At 64.8% G+C, this 21,538-nt stretch carries 20 protein-coding genes; 6 read left to right on the forward strand and 14 right to left on the reverse strand.

All coding sequences use genetic code 11. The features are described from left to right. Positions 1-5: 5 nt before the first annotated feature. The 3 genes from gspL to NCR34_RS00530 are packed head-to-tail and all read left to right on the forward strand — an operon-like array spanning position 6 to position 2,640. Positions 6-1,361, forward strand: coding sequence for a type II secretion system protein GspL (gene gspL, locus NCR34_RS00520; protein ID WP_248320770.1), 1,356 nt, complete (start codon positions 6-8; stop codon positions 1,359-1,361). Continuing rightward, positions 1,358-1,861: a type II secretion system protein M gene (locus NCR34_RS00525; protein WP_175938736.1), complete on the forward strand. Its 504-nt coding sequence runs from the start codon at positions 1,358-1,360 to the stop codon at positions 1,859-1,861. Before gspL ends, NCR34_RS00525 begins: the two co-directional genes overlap by 4 nt. After that, positions 1,858-2,640 (forward strand): type II secretion system protein N, encoded by a 783-nt coding sequence (locus NCR34_RS00530; protein ID WP_248320771.1) that lies wholly within the window; start codon positions 1,858-1,860, stop codon positions 2,638-2,640. Before NCR34_RS00525 ends, NCR34_RS00530 begins: the two co-directional genes overlap by 4 nt. 9 nt (positions 2,641-2,649) lie before the next feature. On the opposite strand, the gene NCR34_RS00535 is transcribed toward NCR34_RS00530, so the two are convergent. Further along, on the reverse strand, positions 2,650-4,218 hold the full coding sequence (locus NCR34_RS00535; protein ID WP_284506430.1) for an efflux transporter outer membrane subunit: 1,569 nt from the start codon (positions 4,216-4,218) through the stop codon (positions 2,650-2,652). 196 nt (positions 4,219-4,414) lie between these two features. Further along, positions 4,415-4,702, reverse strand: a complete 288-nt coding sequence (locus NCR34_RS00540) for a hypothetical protein (protein WP_248320772.1) — start codon at positions 4,700-4,702, stop codon at positions 4,415-4,417. A gap of 184 nt (positions 4,703-4,886) precedes the next feature. On the opposite strand from NCR34_RS00540, the gene NCR34_RS00545 reads away from it, so the two are divergent. Continuing rightward, entirely contained in the window at positions 4,887-5,384 is a 498-nt protein-coding gene (locus NCR34_RS00545; RefSeq protein WP_248320773.1) for a MarR family winged helix-turn-helix transcriptional regulator, read from the forward strand. A gap of 99 nt (positions 5,385-5,483) precedes the next feature. Continuing rightward, positions 5,484-7,043, forward strand: coding sequence for a DHA2 family efflux MFS transporter permease subunit (locus NCR34_RS00550; protein WP_248320774.1), 1,560 nt, complete (start codon positions 5,484-5,486; stop codon positions 7,041-7,043). A 10-nt stretch (positions 7,044-7,053) separates the two neighbouring features. Here NCR34_RS00550 and NCR34_RS00555 read toward each other — a convergent pair whose 3' ends face one another. The 12 genes from NCR34_RS00555 to NCR34_RS00610 form a co-directional block, all read right to left on the reverse strand. Then, on the reverse strand, positions 7,054-7,554 hold the full coding sequence (locus NCR34_RS00555; protein WP_248320775.1) for a hypothetical protein: 501 nt from the start codon (positions 7,552-7,554) through the stop codon (positions 7,054-7,056). Positions 7,555-7,695: 141 nt separating this feature from the next. After that, complete coding sequence (gshA, locus tag NCR34_RS00560; protein ID WP_248320776.1) at positions 7,696-9,315, reverse strand: glutamate--cysteine ligase; 1,620 nt, start codon at positions 9,313-9,315, stop codon at positions 7,696-7,698. A 196-nt stretch (positions 9,316-9,511) separates the two neighbouring features. Then, a complete protein-coding gene (gene ada / locus NCR34_RS00565; RefSeq protein ID WP_248320777.1) occupies positions 9,512-10,594 on the reverse strand; it encodes a bifunctional DNA-binding transcriptional regulator/O6-methylguanine-DNA methyltransferase Ada in 1,083 nt (360 codons plus the stop codon). A gap of 326 nt (positions 10,595-10,920) precedes the next feature. Next, positions 10,921-12,258, reverse strand: a complete 1,338-nt coding sequence (gene hslU, locus NCR34_RS00570; protein ID WP_248320778.1) for an ATP-dependent protease ATPase subunit HslU — start codon at positions 12,256-12,258, stop codon at positions 10,921-10,923. 12 nt (positions 12,259-12,270) lie between these two features. After that, entirely contained in the window at positions 12,271-12,807 is a 537-nt protein-coding gene (gene hslV / locus NCR34_RS00575) for an ATP-dependent protease subunit HslV (protein ID WP_175938755.1), read from the reverse strand. Positions 12,808-13,151: 344 nt separating this feature from the next. Further along, the gene (gene dksA, locus NCR34_RS00580; protein ID WP_061122132.1) at positions 13,152-13,568 is read right to left on the reverse strand and encodes an RNA polymerase-binding protein DksA; all 417 of its coding nucleotides are present in this window, start codon (positions 13,566-13,568) and stop codon (positions 13,152-13,154) included. A gap of 517 nt (positions 13,569-14,085) precedes the next feature. Further along, positions 14,086-15,153, reverse strand: coding sequence for a CobW family GTP-binding protein (locus NCR34_RS00585; RefSeq protein ID WP_248320779.1), 1,068 nt, complete (start codon positions 15,151-15,153; stop codon positions 14,086-14,088). 132 nt (positions 15,154-15,285) lie between these two features. Further along, positions 15,286-16,485 (reverse strand): class I SAM-dependent rRNA methyltransferase, encoded by a 1,200-nt coding sequence (locus NCR34_RS00590; protein ID WP_248320780.1) that lies wholly within the window; start codon positions 16,483-16,485, stop codon positions 15,286-15,288. A gap of 36 nt (positions 16,486-16,521) precedes the next feature. Further along, entirely contained in the window at positions 16,522-17,445 is a 924-nt protein-coding gene (gene xerC / locus NCR34_RS00595; protein ID WP_248320781.1) for a tyrosine recombinase XerC, read from the reverse strand. Between the two features lie 10 nt (positions 17,446-17,455). Further along, a complete protein-coding gene (locus tag NCR34_RS00600; RefSeq protein WP_248320782.1) occupies positions 17,456-18,175 on the reverse strand; it encodes a DUF484 family protein in 720 nt (239 codons plus the stop codon). A 34-nt stretch (positions 18,176-18,209) separates the two neighbouring features. After that, on the reverse strand, positions 18,210-19,082 hold the full coding sequence (gene dapF, locus NCR34_RS00605) for a diaminopimelate epimerase (RefSeq protein ID WP_250498868.1): 873 nt from the start codon (positions 19,080-19,082) through the stop codon (positions 18,210-18,212). Between the two features lie 58 nt (positions 19,083-19,140). After that, on the reverse strand, positions 19,141-20,025 hold the full coding sequence (locus NCR34_RS00610) for a lipid A biosynthesis lauroyl acyltransferase (protein ID WP_250498869.1): 885 nt from the start codon (positions 20,023-20,025) through the stop codon (positions 19,141-19,143). Between the two features lie 284 nt (positions 20,026-20,309). Here NCR34_RS00610 and metK point away from each other — a divergent pair, with 284 nt between their 5' ends. Beyond that, complete coding sequence (gene metK, locus NCR34_RS00615; protein ID WP_244847574.1) at positions 20,310-21,497, forward strand: methionine adenosyltransferase; 1,188 nt, start codon at positions 20,310-20,312, stop codon at positions 21,495-21,497. Positions 21,498-21,538 lie beyond the last annotated feature (41 nt).

Below are 21,538 nucleotides of genomic sequence, written 5' to 3' on the forward strand. Positions count from 1 at the left end.
GGCCTTTGAGCACACTGATCGTTCTATTACCGCCGCGCGATCCCGCCGTGCGCTCGCAGGAGTGGCAACTGCCCGACCTGCCGTTTCTGCTGCTGGACAAGCGCGGCGAGACGCAGCGCGCCGGCCGCGCCGCTGTCGGCCTTCTGCCGCGCGCCAACGCGACCGTGCTGATCGTCGCGGCGCGCGACACGCTGCTGCTCGCCGCTACCGTCCCGCCGCTCAAAGGTCCGAGGCTGCGTCAGGCGCTGCCGAACGTGGTCGAAGACCAGTTGATCCAGGACCCGCAGACGTGCCACATCGCGGTCGATCCGGTCGCGCTCGCCGACGGAAGGCGCGTGGTCGCCGTCATCGATCGCGGCTGGTTCCGCTTCGTCTGCGATGCGTTCATGAGCACCGGGCATCGCAATCTGAAGGCGGTTCCGGCCATGCGCTGCCTGCCCGTTCCGGCCGCCGCGCCTGTCATCGAGACACCGGAAGGCGAAGACGAAGCCGCCGAAGCGGAAGCGCCGCCGACGCCCTTCATCGCGGGATTGCTCGGCAACGTGATTTCGACCGCGCCCGCGCTGATCGGCGACGTGCCAGCGGCGGCGCCCGGGACCGGCGGCGCGCCGCGCGTGGAAATCGCCATCGCGCGCGGCGAACGCGCGGCGCTCGGCGAAGGGCTCGCGCTGCCCGTCGATTCGATTGCGCCGACGCTCGACGCGCTGGCGGGCGGGCATCCGTTCACGCTGTATTCGCTCGCCGACATTCCCGGCGACGAGCCGCGCCTCGCGGCGTCGGGCAAACATGCGGCCGTCGCGGGCGCGCAGCCGCTCGCGTTCGAAGCGCTCGCCCGCAACGCGCTCGCGAGCCGCTTCGACCTGTGCCAGTTCGAATTCGCGGCGCAGCCGTGGCGGCTCGACCGCGCGACCATGCGCCGCCTGCGCGTGCCGATCGCGCTCGTGGCGGCGTCGGTCATCGTGTCGATTGTCGGCATCAACGTGCAGTGGATTCAGCTTTCGCGCCAGCGCGACGCCATCAACGCGCAGATGACCGAACTGCTGCTCAACGCGTTCCCCAAGACCACGACCGTGCTCGACGCGCCCGACCAGATGGCACGCAATCTCGACCGGCTGCGCGTGGCGTCGGGCGAACTGTCGCCGTCGGATTTTCTGTCGCTCGCGGACGGCCTCGCGCGCTCGCTCGGCCCGGTGCCGGTGAACGGCATCGCCGGGCTGGATTATCGGGACCGTCATCTGGAAGTGACTTTCAAGCCGGACATCAAGGTCGATCCTGACCTCGGCAAGCGCCTCGCGGCCAACGGGCTGAACGGCGCCATCGACACGAACACCGGCAAATGGACCATCAGGAGCGGCCAATGAAAGCGGAAATCGGACGAACGCTCTCCGAGTTCTGGGAGGCGCGCACGCCGCGCGAAAAGACGCTGTTGATGTGGGGCGGCCTGCTGCTCGGCATCGCGCTGGTTTATCTCGTGCTGTGGGCGCCCGCGTATGAAGGCCGCGCCCGCCTGCGCGACACCTTGCCGACGATGCAGCGCCAGCTCGCCACGATGACCGCGCAGGCTAACGAAGCGCGCTCGCTCGCGGGCAGCGCCGAGGGCGTGACGCCGACGGGCGGCGCGCTGCGCGATGCGCTCGCGAAGTCGCTCGCGGACAACAACATGCAGCCGACGCAGGTGCAGGTCATTGGCGCGGCGGTGCAGATTCAGTTGAAGAACGCGTCGTTTCCGAACTGGACGATGTGGCTCGACGACGCGCGCAAGCAGTTCAAGGTGCAGGTGTCGGAAGCGCACATTCAGGCGCTCAAGCCGGACGGTCAGGTGGACCTGACGGCATCGCTGCAACCGGCCAGCGTCAAATGAGCTACTGGACTCGCCGACTCAGGCTCGCGCTGCCGGGACTCATCGTGATGGTGCTCTCGGTGGCGGGCACGCTGCTCGTGATGATGCCCGCCGCGTGGATCACGCCGCAGTTCGCGAAGGCGACGGGCGGCCACGTCAATCTCGCCGATCCGTCGGGTTCACTCTGGCGCGGCTCGGCAACGCTGATGCTCGCGGCGAGCAGCGACGGCTCCGGCGCGACGCTGCTGCCGGGGCGCATCGAATGGACGACGGCGTTCTGGCCGCTTTTCACCGGCCGCGTGCACATGACCATGCGGCAGACCGAGGCGATGCCCGACGCCGTGATCGTCGATGCCACGACGCGTGGCGCGACGCTTTCGGCGGGCGGAATCGCGGTTCCGGCAACGCTGCTCGCCGGTCTGGGCGCGCCGTTCAATACGCTGAATTTCGAGGGAACGGTGCGGCTTTCGTGGACCGAATTCCGCTTGCTCGGCAGGAACGCTTACGGACAGTTCGTGGTGACGCTCGACGACATGGCTTCGCGCGTGTCACGGGTCAAGCCGCTCGGGTCGTACCGCGTCGCGTTGCAGGCGCAAGGGGCGACGGCGAGCATTGATCTCTCGACAACCCGAGGCCCGCTGCTCTTGACCGGCAGCGGCGTGATCTCGCAAGACGCGACGACCTTCGAAGGCACCGCGAAGGCTGAACCGGCGCAGCGCGAAAATCTCGCGGGACTCTTGAATCTGCTCGGCCGACACACCGATCCGGATACCGTCGCGCTGACGTTCAACCATTATTAGAGCGCGAAATCAGCCGCCGGCTGCGTTCTTCCCCGTCGCGGACATCGCCTCTGGCGCGGAAGCCGGCGCCGGCGCTTCTACGCCGCCCGTCTCGCGGTTCATCTGCGCGACGTCCCAGCCGCCGCCCAGCGCCTTCACCAGCCCCACCGACGCCACCATGCGCTGGCCCGCGATGCTCGCGAGCTTCTGCTCTGCCGTGAACGCCGTGGTCTGCGCGGTCAGCACGCTGATGAACGCGACCGTTCCCGCCTTGTACTGATTGTTGATGATGGCGAGCGCCTGCTGCGCGGACTGAACCGCCTGCTGCTGCACGACGATTTCCTTCTCCAGAATGCGCAGAGACGCGACATTGTCTTCGACGTCCTGAAACGCGGTCAGCACCGTTTGCCGATACGTCGCGACGTTCTGATCGTAGGCGGCGCGGGCGGCTTCCGTGCGCGCCGCGCGCAAGCCGCCGTCGAAAATCGTCGCGGCGATATCCGGCCCGAGCGTCCAGAAACGCGACGGCGCGCGCAGCAGTTGCGACAACACCGTGCTTTCGAACCCGCTTTGCGCCGAGAGCGTCAGCGTCGGGAAATACGCCGCCATCTCGATGCCGATTTGTTCGTTCGCCGCCGCCGCCTTCCGCTCGGCCGACGCGATATCCGGACGCCGCTCCAGCAGCGCGGACGGCATCGCGGTGGGAACGGTCGGCGGCGTAGCGTCGAGCGGCATCGCGGGGAGCGAGAACGTCGACGCCGGCTCGCCGACGAGCACCGCGATGGCATGTTCGTATTGCGCGCGCGCCACGCCGTTGTCGATGGCCGCGGCCTGCGCCGACTGCAATTGCGTCTGCGCCTGAATCACGTCCGAGCGCGCGACGATGCCTTGCGCGTACTGGTTCTGCGTGAGCCTGAGCGACTGCTGATACGCGGCGACGGTCTCGTCGAGCAGCTTTTGCTGCGCGTCGAGCGCGCGCAACTGGAAGTACGTCTGCGCGAGCGTCGCCTGAGCGGACAGACGCGCGTTGGCGAGGTCCGCTGCGGCGCCCTGCTGCCCCGCCTTCTGCGCCATCACCGTCCGGCCGATGCTGCCCCACAAGTCCGGCTCCCACGATGCATCGAGCGCGAGGCTGTAGTCGTTGCCGACCGTGCTGCGGCTCGTGGCTGTCCCGTTCGTCAGGCGGCTGCCCGAACGCGACGCCGACGCGGACGCCCCGATGGTCGGGAAATACGCCGCCCGAGCTTCGCCGACCAGCGCGCGCGCCTGGCGATACGCCGCCGCGTACTGCGCGATGGTCTGGTTCGACCGGTTCAGACGCGTTTCGAGATCGTTCAGTTGCGCGTCGTCGTAGACGCTCCACCAGTCGCCGCGGTCCGTGCGGTCGGCGGGCTCGGCGACTTTCCAGCCTTCGGGCGCTTCCTTGAAGGCGGCGGGCATGGGCGTGGCGGGCCGCTGATAATCCGGGCCGACGGCGCAACCCGCGATCGACATTGCGCAGGCAGCGGCAATCGAAATGGCGCTCAGATTGCGCACAGTGCGGCGAACGGCGGAACGGCGGGACGCGATGGAGGCGGAAACGGCGGGGCGATACGGCATCTGCTTGTCGAGAATTCGGTTGGCGGCGGTTCGTCCGGCGCGGCGAACGCGGTCAGCCGAGATAGTAACGGAACGCCCGCAGCGCGGTTCGCAGCGGGCGTCGGGCAGACGTTAGGGTAACGGCTTAGCCGTAAGGCGGGTGTTACGTGCGGGAAGATATAGGTTACGGCGCGTTACTCGCGACGATGAACGCGATTCAACGGCCGGTCGAGCCGCCCGCGCACGGCCCGCCGATCAGCGTGCGCGACGACGCACTGCCCGCTTTCTCGGAAGCTGCGCCCTTGCGCCGATGCCGATTCTCGAACCAGCCCATTCCGAGCACCGCCAGCGAGCCGCCCGGCAGCAGGAACACGATCAGATAAAGCGCGAGCTTCCACGAATTCAGCTTCGGCGGGACGAAGTGACGGGAAGCACTGGCGATCGTGCTGCTGACTTGGCCGATGCGTCGGCTGGCGGTGCGGGCGGTCTCTGCGAAGCGGGTCATTTACGGTCTCTTCAAGCGTCGTTCGAACGACGCAGCTGGGATCAAAACATAGTCTCGGGCGGCGCATGAAGCGCATAACTCGTTGCATAGAATAATATTGACTATGCAACTACTTTTCAAGATACTGGCGATTGCTTTTTACCGAACTGTTGTTTCGCGGCACGCCGCGCCGACGTCAAACCGCATGCATAGCGAACCGCTCTACGATCCCGCCACGATCCGCCTCGAAACGAGCCTCGGCTATCACCTCGCGAAGGCGCGCAATGTGTTGGTCGCGCGCACGGATGAGGCGCTGAAGCCGCTCGATCTCACGTCACAGCAGATCGGCGTCATCCTTTCGCTGGCGTCGGGGCGGGCGCGCACGCCGCTCGAACTGTCGCGAGAGATGTCCTATGACAGCGGGTCGATGACCCGGATGCTCGACCGGCTGGAGAAGAAAGGTTTCGTCAGTCGCACGCGCAGCGACGCGGACCGGCGCATCGTCGAACTCACGTTGACGGAGCGCGGCCAGGACGCCGCCGCGCGGCTGCCGGCCATCGGCGCGGCGGTGCTCAACCAGCAACTGCACGGTTTCAGCCGCGCGGAACTGGACCTTCTAATCGCCATGCTGGCGCGCATCATCGGCAATTCGCCGACGGACGCGAGCGCAGGCTGCGGGCTCGACGACCCCGACGCCGACTAGAGCAATTCATCGACTTTAAGCCGGCACGAGTTGCCCTAATCACTGTCTGGGCAGAGAATGCCGCGTCACGCATAATCCACGCGCTGGAGCACAAGAACAATGTCAACGACCGCCACGACCGCGCCCGATCCCGCCGCCCCGGCTCCATTGACCGGCGGCATCCTCGCCTTGCTGACGATGGGCCTCGCGCTCGGCACGTTCATGGAAGTGCTCGATACGTCCATTGCCAACGTCGCCGTGCCGACGATTTCCGGCAGCCTCGGCGTCGCGACGAGCGAAGGAACCTGGGTCATTTCGTCGTATTCGGTCGCGTCCGCGATCGCGGTGCCGCTGACCGGGTGGCTCGCGAGGCGCGTCGGCGAGGTCAAACTCTTCACCATTTCCGTGCTGCTGTTTTCGGTCGCCTCGGCGCTGTGCGGCTTCGCGCAGAATTTCGAGTCGCTGATCGCGTTCCGGCTGCTGCAAGGCCTCGTCTCCGGCCCGATGGTCCCGCTCTCGCAAACCATCCTCATGCGCAGTTATCCGCCGGAGAAGCGCGGGCTCGCGCTCGGCCTCTGGGCGATGACCGTGATCGTCGCGCCGATCTTCGGCCCGGTGATGGGCGGCTACATCACCGATAACTACACGTGGCCGTGGATCTTCTATATCAACGTGCCGATCGGCGTGTTCTCGGCGGCTATCGCGTACTTCCTGTTGCGCGGCCATGAGACGAAGACGACGAATCAGCGCATCGACGGCGTGGGGCTCGCGCTGCTTGTGATCGGCGTCGCGAGTCTGCAAATGATGCTCGACCTCGGCAAGGACCGCGACTGGTTCAATTCGAACTTCATCGTGGCGCTGGCGATCATCGCGGCCATCTCGCTCGCGTTCATGTTCGTCTGGGAGATCACGGAGAAAGAGCCGGTCATCGACTTGTCGCTCTTTCGCGACCGCAATTTCGCGATGGGCGTGCTCATCACGTCGCTCGGCTTTCTCGCGTTCTTCGGGTCGGTCGTCGTGCTGCCGCTGTGGCTGCAAACGGTGCTCGGCTACACGCCGTGGCTCGCCGGACTCGCGACCGCGCCGGTCGGCATTCTCGCGCTGGTGCTTTCGCCGATGATCGGCCAGAACATGCATCGCATGAACCTGCGCGTCGTGGCGAGCTTCGCGTTTATCGTGTTCGCCTTCGTGTCGTACTGGAACTCGACGTTCACGCTCGACACGCCGTTTCACGACATCGTGTATCCGCGTCTGATCCAGGGCATCGGCGTGGCGTGCTTCTTCGTGCCGATGACGACGATCACGCTCTCCAGCGTTTCCGACGAAAGGCTCGCGGGCGCGGCGGGTTTGTCGAACTTTCTGCGGACGCTGTCGGGCGCGATCGGCACGGCGGTGAGCACCACGTTCTGGGAAAACGACATGATCCGGCATCACGCCGTGCTCACCGAATCGGTCACGCCGTACGCGCAGACGACCACCGCCTATTCCGATTTGCTCGCGGGCGTCGGCCTGTCGGGGCAGGCGCTCACCGCGCAACTGGATCGCGTCGTGGCCGCGCAGGCGTACATGATGTCGACCAACGACTTCTTCCGCGTCTCGTTCTATGCGTTTCTGGTGCTCGCCGCGATGGTCTGGTTGACGCGTCCGCGCAAGGGCGCGTCGGCGTCGATGGGGCATTGACGCGCGGGCGTCACTGAATCGGCGTGACGGATTGCGCCGGCTGGCTGTCCAGATTCAGCGGCACGGACTGCATCTGCTGCGGCTGCTGAACGGCTTGCGGCGTCGCGCTCACGGGCCGCGACGTGCCGTTGCGCACGAACTGCTTGAAGTCCGCGCCCGCCTGCCACGGATTCGGATCGCATCCGAGCGGGCTGTCGCAGTGCGCCGCGAAGCCGATGGTCGCGGTGCCTTCGTTGCTCGGCGTCTTCGTGACCTGATACGCGAGCGCGCGCTTGCCGCTCGACGGACCCGCCGTCTGAATCACCGAATCGGTGATGGCCTGCAACTTGTACTCGGAATGATTCGTCACCCAGACCTGAGCACGCGCCCACCAGGCGTCGCATTCGAGCTTGCTCATGCAGGTGAGCGGCGCGGTGGCCTGCTCGATCGTCTGGCTGCTGACCTGCGTTTCGGCCGCGCATCCGGCGATCAAGGCCAGCGACGCGGCTGCGCTGATGAGTCGGTAGTTCATCGCATTCCCGATAGTCGATAAAAAGCCGATTTTGGCCCGCACGCGCGTACGGTGTTCGGCGCGTTTCGCTCTGTTGCAAAACACGTCGTTTTTGCCGCACGCGCCACGGCGCAGCAAGAAAAAACGGCTCGTTGTGTGCGCTCAGACACCGACGCTGTCGGGCTTGTAGTTCCCGTACGCGGCGATGAACGCGTCGAAAGGCTCGGTCTGCTCGCGTTCGATGGCGGCTTGCTCGGCGAGCGACTGCGCCGCGAGCGCTTCCATCTTGCGCTCTTCTTCAGGCGGCAGCGGGCGACGGCGAAAGTATTCCGCGTGCTCGCGGCTGATGTCGAACGCGAATTCTTCGAACGACTGCTGCTTGTCGCGCATCGTCTGAAGCACGCGCGCCGACGGCGTCAGCGAAGCATCCGCGATGCGCGGACGCAGCGCAGTGAGCGCGCGAATGTGGTCGTCGCTGCCGGAAAGCGCGTCGAGCGTGTCGGCGACCGGCTCAATCGCATCGAACAATTCGTTCGCCCATTGCTGCATGGACACTTTCGCGCCGTCGCGACGCAGCGTGAGGCCCGGCTTGCGTCCTTCCTTCGTGATGGCGCTGAAGTTGTCGTTTGCTTCGATGCTCGCCTCGCGCGGCAACAGCGGGCTGTCTTCGAGCGCGCAGTAGAGCAGATACGCGTCCAGAAAACGCGCGGTCTCAAGTGCGATGCCGGCCGGCGCGAAAGGATCGATATCCAGACAGCGCACTTCGATGTACTGCACGCCGCGCTCGGCCAGTGCGTGCAGCGGACGCTCGCCGGAGCGCGTGACGCGCTTCGGGCGAATGGTCGAGTAGAACTCGTTTTCGATTTGCAGCACGTTCGTGTTGATCTGCACCCACTCGCCGTTGCGCTGCGTGCCGATGGCTTCGTACGGCGCGTACGGCTGGCTCACGGCTTTCGCGAGCACGTCGAGGTAAGCGTCCAGACGGTCGTAGCTCGGCAGCAGATCGGCCTGCGCCGGATTGTTCGTGTAGCCGAGATCGCTCATCCGCAGGCTGGTCGCATGCGGCAGATAGAACGTGTCGCTGTCGAAGGCTTCGAGCTGATGCGGCTTGCCTTCGACAAAGCGCTTATCCAGCGCCGGCGACGCGCCGAACAGATACATCAAGAGCCAGCTCGTGCGGCGGAAATTGCGGATCAGCGCGAAGTAACGCTCCGAGCGGAAGTCCTGCAACGACAGCGTGCTCGCCGGATCGAGCGCCTGCCACGCGCGCCACACGTTTTCGTCGAGCGAATAGTTGTAGTGAATGCCGGCGATGCATTGCATCGTGCGGCTGTAGCGCAGCGCGAGTCCGCGGCGATACACGTGCTTCAGCTTGCCGATGTTCGACGTGCCGTAATAGCCGAGCGGGATCTCGTTCTCGGGCGGCAACGCGTTCGGCATCGAGTGGTTCCACAGCAGTTCGTCGCCGAGATGCGCGTACGCAAAGCGATGGATCGCGTCGAGCCGCTCCAGCGCGCGCGCGGCGTCCGGCTCGGCGGGCGTGATGAGTTCGACGAGCGCTTCGGAGTAGTCCGTCGTGATAAGCGGATGCGTGAGCGCCGAGCCGAACGACCGCGGATGCGGCGTCATCGCGAGCTTGCCTTCGAGCGTCACGCGCAGGCTTTCTTTTTCGATGCCGCGCAAGCCCTGGCGCAGGGCGTCGGCATGCGAGCCCGACGCGAGCGCGGCGAGCCTGCGCCGATACGCGCCGGCTGCGGAGTGAGCGGGATTCGTGTTTGCCATTGAAGCGTTCTGCGAAGAGCGCACTGGAACGCGCTCGGTCAAATTTTCGGGTAGCGGGCACTTTAACATCTCGGTGTTGCCCGTGCTTGCGGCACCGATTGGCGCGGTTCGCAGCGCGATCGACGCGAAACGCCGATGCAACGAAAAAGCGCCCGCGCGTCGTTCGACGCCGGGCGCTTCGGCCGAAATCCGGCTCTCAGGCGACCTTTCCTGCTTCGCTATGCGCGCGCTCGGTGTCCAGCAACGCTTCCTTGCGCGAGAGTCCCCAGCGATAGCCCGCGATCGCGCCGTCCTTGCCGATCACGCGATGACACGGAATCGCGAGCGCCACTGGATTCGACGCGCACGCGCTGGCGACGGCCCGCACCGCGCCCGGCGAACCGACCGACGCGGCGATGTCGGTGTAGCTGCGCGTCTCGCCATACGGTATCTGCCGCAGCGCGTCCCACACGCGCTGTTGAAACGCGGTCGCGCCGATGTCGAGCGGCAGATCGAAACGCTCGCGCGTGCCGTGCAGATACGCGCGAATCTGCGCGATGAACGGCTCCATGCGCGCGTCGTCCCGCATGCGCTCGGCGAGCGCGAAGTCGGCCGCGAGTTGCTCGACGAGCGTGGCGGGATCGTCGCCGAATGCGATCTTGCAGACGCCCTTGTCGGTCGCGGCGACGAGCACGGCCCCGAGCGGCGTGGCGGCGGTAGCATAACGCACGGTCAGCCCCGCGCCCTTGCGCCGATACGCGGAAGGCGTCATGCCCAGTTCGGCGGGCGCGGCCTCGTACATGCGCGACGAGGAACCGAAGCCCGCGTCCTGCGCCGCGCGCGTGACGTCGCGGCCGCGCTGCAACGCGTCGCGCAGCACGCCTGCCCGCCTCGCGGCCTGATACTGCCGCGGCGAAATGCCGACGATCCGCGAAAACAGCCTTTGCAGATGGAACGGACTGACATGCACGGCGTCGCTCAGTTGCGCGAGCGTCATGCGCTGCTGCGGATCGGCGTCGAGCACCTTGCACGCGCGCTCGACAATGGCGAGTTCGCGCGGCAGGCTCGTCGGCTGACAGCGCTTGCACGGGCGATATCCGGCGGCTTGCGCTTCGTCGGTCGTCGTGAAGAAAGAGACGTTCTCGCGACGCGGCGCCCGCGACGCGCATGACGGCCGGCAGAACACGCCGGTCGTGCGCACGGCGAAGAAGAATGCGCCGTCGGCTTGGGCGTCGCGCTTGGCGACGGCTTGCCAGCGGCTTTCGTCGGTTTGATAGCGGGGGAATTCAGCGGCGTTCATGATGACCTCGGCGGCTTCAGGGTACGCGTCCAATGTAAAGCCGTGCCGGTGAGGTTACGCGCCGTTCCTTGCTCTGTCATTTTCGGCTCGTCCAGCGTTGCAACAAAAAGTGACGCGCAGATACCACACATCGACGCCATAGGGGTTTTTACTAAAATTTCTATTGCGTCGCATCAACCCGCTGTGTATGATTGGAACTGTCTCCTCCATGTCTCCTCCTGATATGGATTCAGCCCGCCGACTAGGCGGGCTTTTTTTTGCCTTCTCGCGCACCAGGCGAAAAAAAACCGGGCGCGAAGGCCCGGTTCTCCCTTTGCCGGTGCGACTTAAAGCACGTAGCGCGACAAATCCTCGTCTTCCGCGACATCGCCCAGTGCGCGATCCACGTACGCCGCGTCGATCTTCACCGGCTGGCCCGCGTGGTTGCCCGCCGCGAACGATACTTCCTCCAGCAGCTTTTCGATCACCGTATAGAGCCGCCGCGCGCCGATGTTCTCCGTCTTCTCGTTCACGGAGAACGCGATTTCGGCCAGACGCCGGATGCCGTCCTCGGCGAAATCCAGTTCTACGCCTTCGGTGGCGAGCAGCGCCTTGTACTGCTTGACGAGACTCGCATCGGTCGAATTCAGGATCGACTCGAAATCGCCCACGGACAGCGAATCCAGCTCGACGCGAATCGGGAAACGCCCTTGCAGTTCGGGAATCAGATCGCTCGGCTTGGCGAGGTGAAACGCGCCGCTCGCAATGAACAGGATGTGATCCGTCTTGATCATCCCGTACTTCGTGTTGATGGTCGTGCCTTCCACGAGCGGCAGCAGGTCGCGCTGCACGCCCGCGCGCGACACTTCCGCCCCGCCGACTTCGCTGCGCGACGCAATCTTGTCGATCTCGTCCAGAAACACGATGCCGTTCTGCTCGACGTTCTGCACCGCCTTCGTCTTGACCTCTTCGTCGTTGAGCAGCTTGCCGGCTTCCTCGTCGGTGAGCAGCTTCAGCGCTTCCTTCACTTTCACCTTGCGACGCGTCTTCTTGCCGCCGCCGATGTTCGCGAACATCGAGCGAATCTGCTCGGTCATGTCTTCCATGCCCGGCGGGCCCATGATGTCCATGCCGACTTGCGGCAACTCGACGTCCAGTTCGATTTCCTTATCGTCCAGCGCGCCTTCGCGCAGGCGCTTGCGGAACGTCTGGCGCGTGGTGTTATCGCCTTCGCTGGTCGCTTCGGCCGCGCCGAAACCGACCGGGCGCGCGCTCGGCAGCAGGATATCCAGAATGCGGTCTTCCGCGCGATCTTCCGCCTTCGTGCGCACCTTCTTCATTTCCGCCTCGCGCGTCTGCTTGACGGAGATTTCGATCAGATCGCGCACGATGCTGTCCACATCGCGGCCCACGTAGCCGACTTCGGTGAACTTCGTCGCCTCGATCTTGATGAACGGCGCGTCCGCGAGCTTCGCAAGACGCCGCGCGATTTCGGTCTTGCCGACGCCCGTCGGCCCGATCATCAGAATGTTCTTCGGCGTGATTTCCTGGCGCAGCGGCTCGGCGACCTGCTGGCGACGCCAGCGGTTGCGCAGCGCGACGGCAACCGCCTTCTTGGCGCGCCCCTGGCCGATGATGTGTTTGTCGAGTTCGGAGACGATTTCGGAGGGAGTCATGGTGGTCATCGCTGGGTTCCTTTATTCGATCGTCTCGATGACGCGATTGTGGTTGGTGTAGATGCACATATCGCCGGCGATGGTCAGCGCCTTTTCAACGATATCGCGCGGCGAGAGCTCGGTGTTTTCCGCGAGCGCCTGCGCGGCGGCTTGCGCATACGCGCCACCGGAGCCGATCGCGCAGATGCCGTTTTCGGGATCGAGCACGTCGCCGTTGCCGGTGATGACGAGCGTGGCCTGCGCGTCGGCGGCGATCAGCATGGCTTCGAGACGGCGCAGCATGCGGTCGGTGCGCCAGTCTTTCGCCAGTTCGACGGCGGCGCGCGTCAGATTGCCCTGGTGCTTCTCCAGCTTCGCTTCGAAGCGATCCAGCAGCGAGAACGCGTCGGCCGTGCCGCCGGCGAAGCCGACCAGCACCTTGCCGCCATAGATGCGGCGCACTTTCTTGGCGCCGCCCTTCATGACGATGTTGCCGAGCGTCACCTGACCATCGCCGCCCAACGCGACTTTGCCGCCGCGTCGCACGGAGACGATGGTCGTGCCGTGAAATTGTTCCATGTGCGTTCCTTAAGAAAACCAGAAGAACGCGGGCGGCTTGCGATCAGTGACGAGCCGCCACGCAGTCGAGAATTCGATGGAGTGCACGGCGCGGGGTTCCGCCTGGCCGGAAGGCTCGAAGCGTACGGCGCCGCGCGCGCGCCTTCGCGATGAGCGGGCGCGTCGAGATCAGTTTAGGGCGCGGCCGGAATTATCAAGGTGTGGGTTTCGTGGACGCCCGAAAAGCAAAAAGGCACACGATTCACGTGTGCCTTTTGTTCGTGCCAGCGCCCGACTTCGCGGATTTTCGCGGCGGCGCGTTCCCCGTTGCGGGCGGGCCCGCACCGTTCGCCGCGCTTGCCGCTTCAGTCGCCGAAGAGTTTCTGGCGCAGTTCGCGGCGCTCTTGCGCTTCGAGCGAGAGCGTGGCCGTGGGGCGCGCGAGCAGACGCGGAATGCCGATCGGCTCGCCGGTTTCTTCGCACCAGCCGTAGTCGCCGGATTCGATGCGCGCGAGCGATTGCTGCACCTTCTTCAGCAGCTTGCGTTCGCGGTCGCGCGTGCGCAGTTCCAGTGCATGCTCTTCTTCGATGGTCGCGCGGTCCGCCGGGTCCGGCACGATCACCGTTTCCCGCAGGTTTTCCGTCGTCTGGCCGGCATTCTTGAGAATGTCCGCTTGCAACTGCTCGAGCCGGTTCTTGAAGAAGGCGAGTTGTTCCTCGTTCATGTAGTCCTTCTCGCTCATCTTCAGGATTTCGGCTTCGGTCAAGAGTTTCGTTGTCATCTGCTTGCTTCTTCAATGTAAGGCGATGTCTTGGCAACGCCCGCACTTGCGTTGCCCGCATGCATGCAGCGTTTTGGCGTCACGCGACACTCGATGCGGGGCCGAACTCCTCTGGAAACCGATATTGGCTGCTCCGTTTCAACGCTCGCCTTATGGCCCTCGCGGCCTATCAGCAGATCGTCCGCCGGGGCATCCTTTTCTGACATCCGACGGCCAACGCCCGTATTCGTATGCGCCGAACGGATTCGCCCTTCTCCAGTGGGGCTGTATTGTAACTGAACCGCAATTTCCGACGATAACCGAGGAAAACCCTGTCGAAAGCCGCCGGAATTTCAAAAATATAACGCCTGAACACGCAAAAAGCGATGTCGCTTGGTGGGCGCGACTACATAACCGCGACAATAAACGCCCAAGAAAAACGCCGCCGGCGAGGCTCGCGGGCGGCGCATCTTCGCATCGACGTTGCGTCCCGCCTTTCGCGCGCTTGGCGCAGATCAGCGAAATGCGTGCCGGGTCGTTACTTCACCAGGCAGGCGTCGAGGCCGTCGGTGATCAGATCTTTCGGCAGCTCGATACCGATGAACACCATCTTGCTGTTCTTCTTCTCGATCGGCATCCATTTGGCGGCGAGGTCGCTGCCCATCATCTGATGCACGCCCTGAAAGACGACCTTGCGATCGACGCCTTTCATATAGAGCACGCCCTTGTAGCGCAGCAGCCGCTCGCCATAGATCTGCAAAATGCCGCCGAGGAAGTCTTCGAGGCGGTTCGGATCGAACGGCTTGTCGCTGCGATACACGAACGACTTGATCTTGTCGTCGTGGTGCGCGTGATGGTGGTGATGATGATGCTCGTGATCGTGGCTGTGGTCGTGACCGCAGGTGGCGTGGTCGTGATCGTCGTGCGCGTGATCGTGGTCATGATCGTGCTCGTCTTCCGCGAGGAAGTCCGGATCGATTTCCAGCTTCGAATTCAGGTTGAAGCCGCGCAGATCGAAAATTTCCTTGATGTCGGCATCGCCGAAGTTGACGACTTTGATCGCCGCGCGCGGGTTCATGTGCACCAGCCGGTGCTTCAGGGCTTCGAGCGCGTCTGCATCCACCAGATCGGACTTCGTGATGAACAGCCGGTCCGCGAAACCGACTTGCCGCTGCACCACTTCGTGCTGGTCGAGCTGCGCGTTCGCGTGCTTCGCATCGACGAGCGTGATGATCGCGTCGAGCAGGAATTCGTCGGCGACCGTGTTATCCATGAAGAACGTCTGCGCGACCGGACCGGGATTCGCGAGACCCGTGGTTTCAATCACCACGCGGTCGAAGTCGAGCGTGCCCGCCTTCTTGCGGTTCGCGAGGTCTTCCAGCGCGCGCGCCAGATCGCCGCGAATCGTGCAGCAGATGCAGCCGTTGCTCATCTGGATGATCTGCTCGTTCGTTTCCTGCACGAGAATTTCGTTGTCGATGTTCTCTTCGCCGAACTCGTTCTCGATCACGGCGATCTTCATGCCGTGCTTCTCGTTCAGGATGCGTTTAAGCAGCGTGGTTTTGCCGCTGCCCAGAAAGCCGGTCAGGATGGTTACGGGAATCATGGTGTCGCCTGTTTCCTTGTCAGTGTTCGGAATCGCGCGGCCGGTCGGTGGCGCACTGAATCGGTTATTGAAACATATTCGCTAAGCGGACGCTTTGCGCCGCGTGACCTTGCCGCAGCCAGATAAGGCCGCTCACGCGATTTGCAACAGCAGGCCCTTGAGGTACTCGCCTTCCGGAAACGCCGTGAGCAGCGGGTGATCGACGCCCGCGCCCAGGCGCTTCAGGATGCGCGCATCGACGCGGGCATCGGCCGCCGCGCCCGCGACGATCTTCTGAAACAAGTCTGCATCGATCGCGCCCGAGCACGAATAGGTGAACAGCAGCCCGCCCGGACGCAGCAGCTTAAAGCCGCTCAGATTGATGTCCTTGTACGCGCGCGCGGCGCGGTCCACGGTTTCGCGCGACGGCGCGAACTTCGGCGGATCGAGCACGATCAGGTCGAAACGCTGCCCTTCGTCGTACAGACGGCGCAGCGTCTTGAAGGCGTCGGCGTCGAGCCATTCGGCCTTTTCCGCGTCGAAGCCGTTGGCCTTGACGTTCTCACGCGCGAGCGCGAGCGCCTCGCCGGACGAATCCACCGACACCACGCGCGCAGCGCCGCCCTTCAACGCCGCGAGCGAAAAGCCGCCCGTATAGCAGAAGCAGTTGAGCACGTCGCGGCCTTGCGCGTTCTGCTGCACGAGCACGCGGTTGTCGCGCTGGTCCACGTAGAAACCGGTCTTGTGGCCGTGCTTCACGTCGACGTGATAACGCACGCCGCATTCGTTCGTGATGAGCGTGTCCGGCGGCGGATCGCCCGCGAGCACGCCGGTCGTCTGCTCCAGCCCTTCCTTCTGGCGGATCGACACATCGGAGCGTTCGTAGACGTTCGGGCAGCCGGTCGCGGCGATCAGCGCATCGACGATCGCCGTCTTCCACGCCTCGACGCCCGTCGCCATGAACTGGCAGACGAGCTGCGCGCGCGAGCCTTGATCGGCGACGTAGTAATCGACGATCAGACCCGGCAAGCCGTCCGCTTCGCCGAAGACGAGGCGCGTCGCGCCGGTATCGCGGACCATCGTCTGCCGATGCGCGACCGCCCGCTGCACGCGGCGCTTGAAGAACGCGTGATCGACGGGCTCGGCTTCGTCAAAGGTCCAGACGCGGGCGCGAATCTGCGAATGCGGGCTGTACGACGCGCGCGCGAGAAAGCGGCCATCGGCGGCGCGCACGGTGACAGTCGCGCCGGGCGCGGGATTGCCGTCGATGCGCGCGATGGCGTTCGCGTAAATCCACGGATGGCGGCGAACGAGCGACTTGTCCTTCGCCGGTTTGAGCGTGATGGTGTTCATTGCGATGATCGGAGCAGCGCGCATGGCGCCGCGGTGTTAGTCGCGCTTCTTCGCGCGCGGATGCGCCGAGTCGTAGACACGAGCAAGGTGCTGAAAGTCCAGCGATGTATAGATCTGCGTCGCGGTGATGCTCGCATGACCCAGCAGTTCCTGCACCGCGCGCAGGTCGCCGCTCGACTGCAAGACGTGCGTGGCGAACGAATGCCGCAGCACGTGCGGATGCACATTCGCCGGAATGCCGGCCAAGAGCGCCATGCGCTTGACGCGCTCGCGCACCACGCCCGGCGACATGCGATTGCCGCGCACGGAAAGAAAGAGCGCGTGCGGGTCCAGCTTGACGAATTCGCCGCGGACGTCGATCCACGCGCGCAGCGCATCGATCGCCTTGCGGCCGACCGGCACCTTGCGCATGCGCTTGCCTTTGCCGAGCACGGTGACTTCGGCTGCAGCCAGATCGAGCCAGCCGGCGGACTGATGTTCCTTCGTATCGACGTGACGGACATCGAGCCCGACCAGTTCCGAAAGCCGCAGCCCCGACGAATAGAACAGTTCGAGCATGGCTTGATCGCGCAATGCTTCAGTGCTGTCGGCACGCGGCGCGTCCATCAGGGCCATTGCGTCGTCGACGGAAAGCGCCTTCGGAAGCGTCTTTTCGCGCTTCGGCGCGCGCACCGTCGCGACCGGATTCGCGGACATGTCGACGCGTTCGGCGAGCCAGCGGTAAAACGCGCGCCACGCCGACAGCCGATGCGCGATGGAGCGCGGCGACAGCCCCGCCGCGTGCGCGCGCACGACCGCGCCGCGCATGTCGGCGGCCGTCAGCGTTTCGAGCGCGCGGCCCTTGGCGAGCGCGCGCAGTTCGCCGAGTTCGTACGTGTAGCCGCGCAGCGTGTGCTCCGACAGACGCCGCTCGTGTTCGAGCATCGCGAGATAAGCGGCGATGTGGTCGGCGGGCTGCATGTCGCGTCGCTTAGTTCGGCAGAAGGCGGGACAGTGCCGCGCTCGCCAGCACGCCGATCTGCGCGAGGAAATCCGTCGCCATGCCGTCGTGGAAGCGCCGCGCGTCGGGCGAGCCCATCACGAGCAGGCCGAACGCGGGCGCATCCGGGCCGGCTTGCGGATCGCGCAGCGCGACCAGCGCAATCGACTGAATGCCGCGTTCGGCGGACGCGTCTTCCAGCGATGCGCCGCTGGACGCCGATGCCGAATTCGCCACGCCGAGCCACTGCGCCGCCGCGAAGCCGCTGTTCGCGCCGCAATACGGCGCGTCGAGGCTGCCCGCGAAAATGCGCACTTCCTCGCCGACATGGCGCGCGAAATCCGCCTGGCGATACGCTTCATCGACATCCCACATGCGCAGCGCGGCATGCGGCACGTCGAACACTTCGCACAGTCCTTTGCTGATGGTGGACGGCAGCGCGTACGGGTCGCGCTGGCCGGTCACGCGCACGGTCCAGCGGTTGAACTTCGTGGCGATGCTGTCGTTTTCGTGGCCGTAGCGCAGCAGTTCGGCGAGCCGCCGCTCGAGCTGCTTGTTCTTGTCGCGCAGCATTTCCATCTGGCGTTCCTGCAACGACACAGCCGACTTGCCGTGCGGATTCGAAAGCCGGATGGTGCCGAGCAGTTCGGCGTGCTCGACGAAAAAATCGGGGTTGTCGAGCAGATAGTCGGCGACTTCGCGTGGATTCATGTTTGCCTGATACGTTTGAATGCGTGGGCTCAAGTCAGCCGATGTCCGAAAGCTCGATCTCGCCTTCGAAGACCGTCGCGGCGGGTCCGGCCATGAAAAGCGCGGCGGATTCGTCGCGTGCGCCGTCCCAGCTGATCGTGAGCGTGCCGCCGTGCGTCTCGACGCGCACCGGCGAATCCAGCACGCCGCGCCGGATGCCTGCGGCCACCGCCGCGCATGCGCCCGTGCCGCAGGCGAGCGTTTCGCCCGCGCCGCGCTCGAAGACGCGCAGTTTGACGGAATGCCGATCCACGATCTGCATGAAGCCCGCGTTGACGCGCTCCGGAAAGCGCGGGTGGCGCTCGATCTGCGGCCCTTCGGCGAGCACGGGATACGCTTCGACGTCGTCCACGACCTGCACCGCGTGCGGATTGCCCATCGACACGACCGACACCCAGCGCGTCTTTGCGCCGATATCGAGCGGCCAGAGCGTATCGTTGCCTTCGCTGCGGCCGTCGAGACCGCTCGCGTCGAACGGCACGCGCGGCGGATCGAACACCGGCGCGCCCATGTCGACGGTCACTTCGCCGTTGTCCTGCATCGTCAGCGTGATGACGCCCTTCTGCACCTGCACGCGCACCGTCGAAGCAGCGGTCAGCCCGCGATCGCGCACGAACTTCACGAAGCAGCGCGCGCCATTGCCGCAATGCTCGACTTCGCCGCCATCGCAATTGAAGATGCGGTACTTGAAGTCGACGCCATCGACGGTCGGCTTTTCGACGAGCAGCAGCTGATCCGCGCCGACGCCGAAATGACGGTCGGCGAGCGCGCGAACCTGCGCGGCGTTCAGATCGAGCGCCTGCGAGTAGCCGTCGAGCACGACGAAGTCGTTGCCCGCGCCCTGCATCTTGGTGAACTTGAGTTTCATGGCCGCTATTGTATGTGAGCCTCGGTGCGGCGTTTCGTGCCGCTTGGCGCCGCGCGGCTCAATAAAAACTCGCCTCGCCCGGCGGCCGCGTCTTGAAGCGCTTGTGAACCCAGTAATACTGTTCGGGAATGCGCGGAATCTGCTCTTCGAGAAACGCGTTCATGCGACGTGCGTCGGCTTCGTCGTCGCCGGTCGGGTAGTTCTGCCACGGCGCGAAGATTTTCAGCCGATAACCCTTGTAGTTCGGCAGCACCTCGCCGATGAACGGCACCACTTGCGCCTTGCCCGTCTTCGCCAGCCGGCCGACGGCGGTCAGCGTGCACGTCGGAATGCCGAAGAATGGCACGAAGGTGGAATTGCGCATGCCGTAATCCATGTCCGCGCCGAGCATGACGGGCTTGCGGTCGCGCAGCCAGCGCAGCACGATGCGCGCGCTATCCGCGCGGCTCGCCATGTCCGCGCCGAAGCGGGCGCGCTGCCGCTTGGCGATCTCTTCGACCTGCGGATTCGAAAACGGCTGATAGAGCGATCCACATTGCCGGTGCAGCGAGTAGTTCAGAAAGATCGACCCCGCCTCGATGCCGACGAAGTGCAGCCCGAGAAAGAGCGTGGGCGGCAGGTCGGGATCGCTGAGATCGACGGCGCTGTCCACTTCGATCAGCTTTTCCAGCTTCTTCGCCGATCCGAACCACTGCACACTGCGCTCGACATAGCTGCGAATGGCATGGCGGAAGTGCATCTGCGCGACTTCCTCGCGGCGCTCCGGCGACCATTCGGGAAAGCAGAGCTTGAGGTTCGTATGCACGATGCGCTTGCGCCGGCTCGGAATCTTATAAAGCAGCCAGCCGAGGGCATCGCCGAAACGCGCGGTAATGCCGTAAGGAATGATGGCGAGAAACTTCAGAAAGCCGATGGCGAGCGACACGCCGATGCGCCCTAACATGAGGTGCTCCCGCGAACATACGGGCGGCGGCTACCGGCGGAGGATAAGCGCGGGACGAATGACGACAAGCGTTCGACTCTGTAAAAACACGGGAAACCGGTATAATAAGACCTTCGCCGAGTTAATGGACAACTTGCGGGGCGAAGCCGGCCTGAGCCGAATGCATGCATCGCGTGCATCGAGGTTCAGGACGGAGAAAGGACATCCGCTAAAGCGTCGCCGCTTCAGACTCCAAACGAAGTCGGCTACGTGAATCTCAACCGTACTTAATTGGAGTCTGAAGCGTGTCGAACGACTACCTGTTTACCTCCGAATCCGTTTCCGAAGGCCACCCGGACAAGGTCGCCGACCAAATCTCCGACGCTATTCTCGACGCCATCCTGACTCAGGACAAATACTCGCGCGTCGCGGCGGAAACCCTCTGCAATACCGGTCTCGTCGTCCTCGCGGGCGAAATCACGACCACCGCCAACGTCGATTACATCCAGATCGCGCGGGACACCATCAAGCGCATCGGTTACGACAACACGGACTACGGCATCGACTATCGCGGCTGCGCGGTGCTCGTCGCGTATGACAAGCAATCGCCGGATATCGCGCAAGGCGTGAACAAGGCGCACGACGACAATCTCGACCAGGGCGCGGGCGACCAGGGCCTGATGTTCGGTTACGCGTGCGACGAAACGCCCGAACTTATGCCGCTGCCCATTCACCTGTCGCACCGTCTCGTCGAGCGTCAGGCGAACCTGCGCCGCGACGGCCGTCTGCCCTGGCTGCGTCCGGACGCGAAGTCGCAAGTCACCGTGCGCTACGTGGATGGCAAGCCACACTCCATCGACACCGTCGTGCTCTCCACGCAGCACGCGCCGGACATCGAGCTGCCGCAACTGCGCGAAGCCGTGATCGAAGAAGTCATCAAGCCGACGCTGCCGAAGGAACTCATCAAGGGCGACATCAAGTTCCTGGTGAACCCGACGGGCCGGTTCGTGATCGGCGGTCCGCAAGGCGACTGCGGTTTGACGGGCCGCAAGATTATCGTCGATACGTACGGCGGCGCGGCTCCGCACGGCGGCGGCGCGTTCTCGGGCAAGGACCCGTCGAAGGTGGACCGCTCGGCGGCGTACGCCGGCCGTTACGTCGCGAAGAACGTGGTCGCGGCCGGTCTGGCGTCGCGCTGCCTGATTCAGGTGTCGTACGCCATCGGCGTCGCGCGTCCGACGTCGGTGATGGTGAACACGTTCGGCACCGGCCGCGTGTCGGATGCCGAGATCACCAAGCTCGTGCTCGAACATTTCGATCTGCGTCCGAAGGGCATCATTCAGATGCTCGATCTGCTGCGCCCGATCTACGAAAAGTCGGCGGCGTACGGTCACTTCGGCCGCGAAGAGCCGGAATTCTCGTGGGAAGCCGCGGACAAGGCGCTGTTGCTGGCTGAAGCTGCCGGCACGGAACCGGTGGTGCGCGTGGCGTAAGCCTTTGGGCGCGATAAATAAAAAACCGGCAGGCATCGCGC

Origin of the sequence: Caballeronia sp. GAWG1-5s-s (assembly GCF_023631445.1) — a bacterium.
Classification (GTDB): Bacteria; Pseudomonadota; Gammaproteobacteria; order Burkholderiales; family Burkholderiaceae; genus Caballeronia.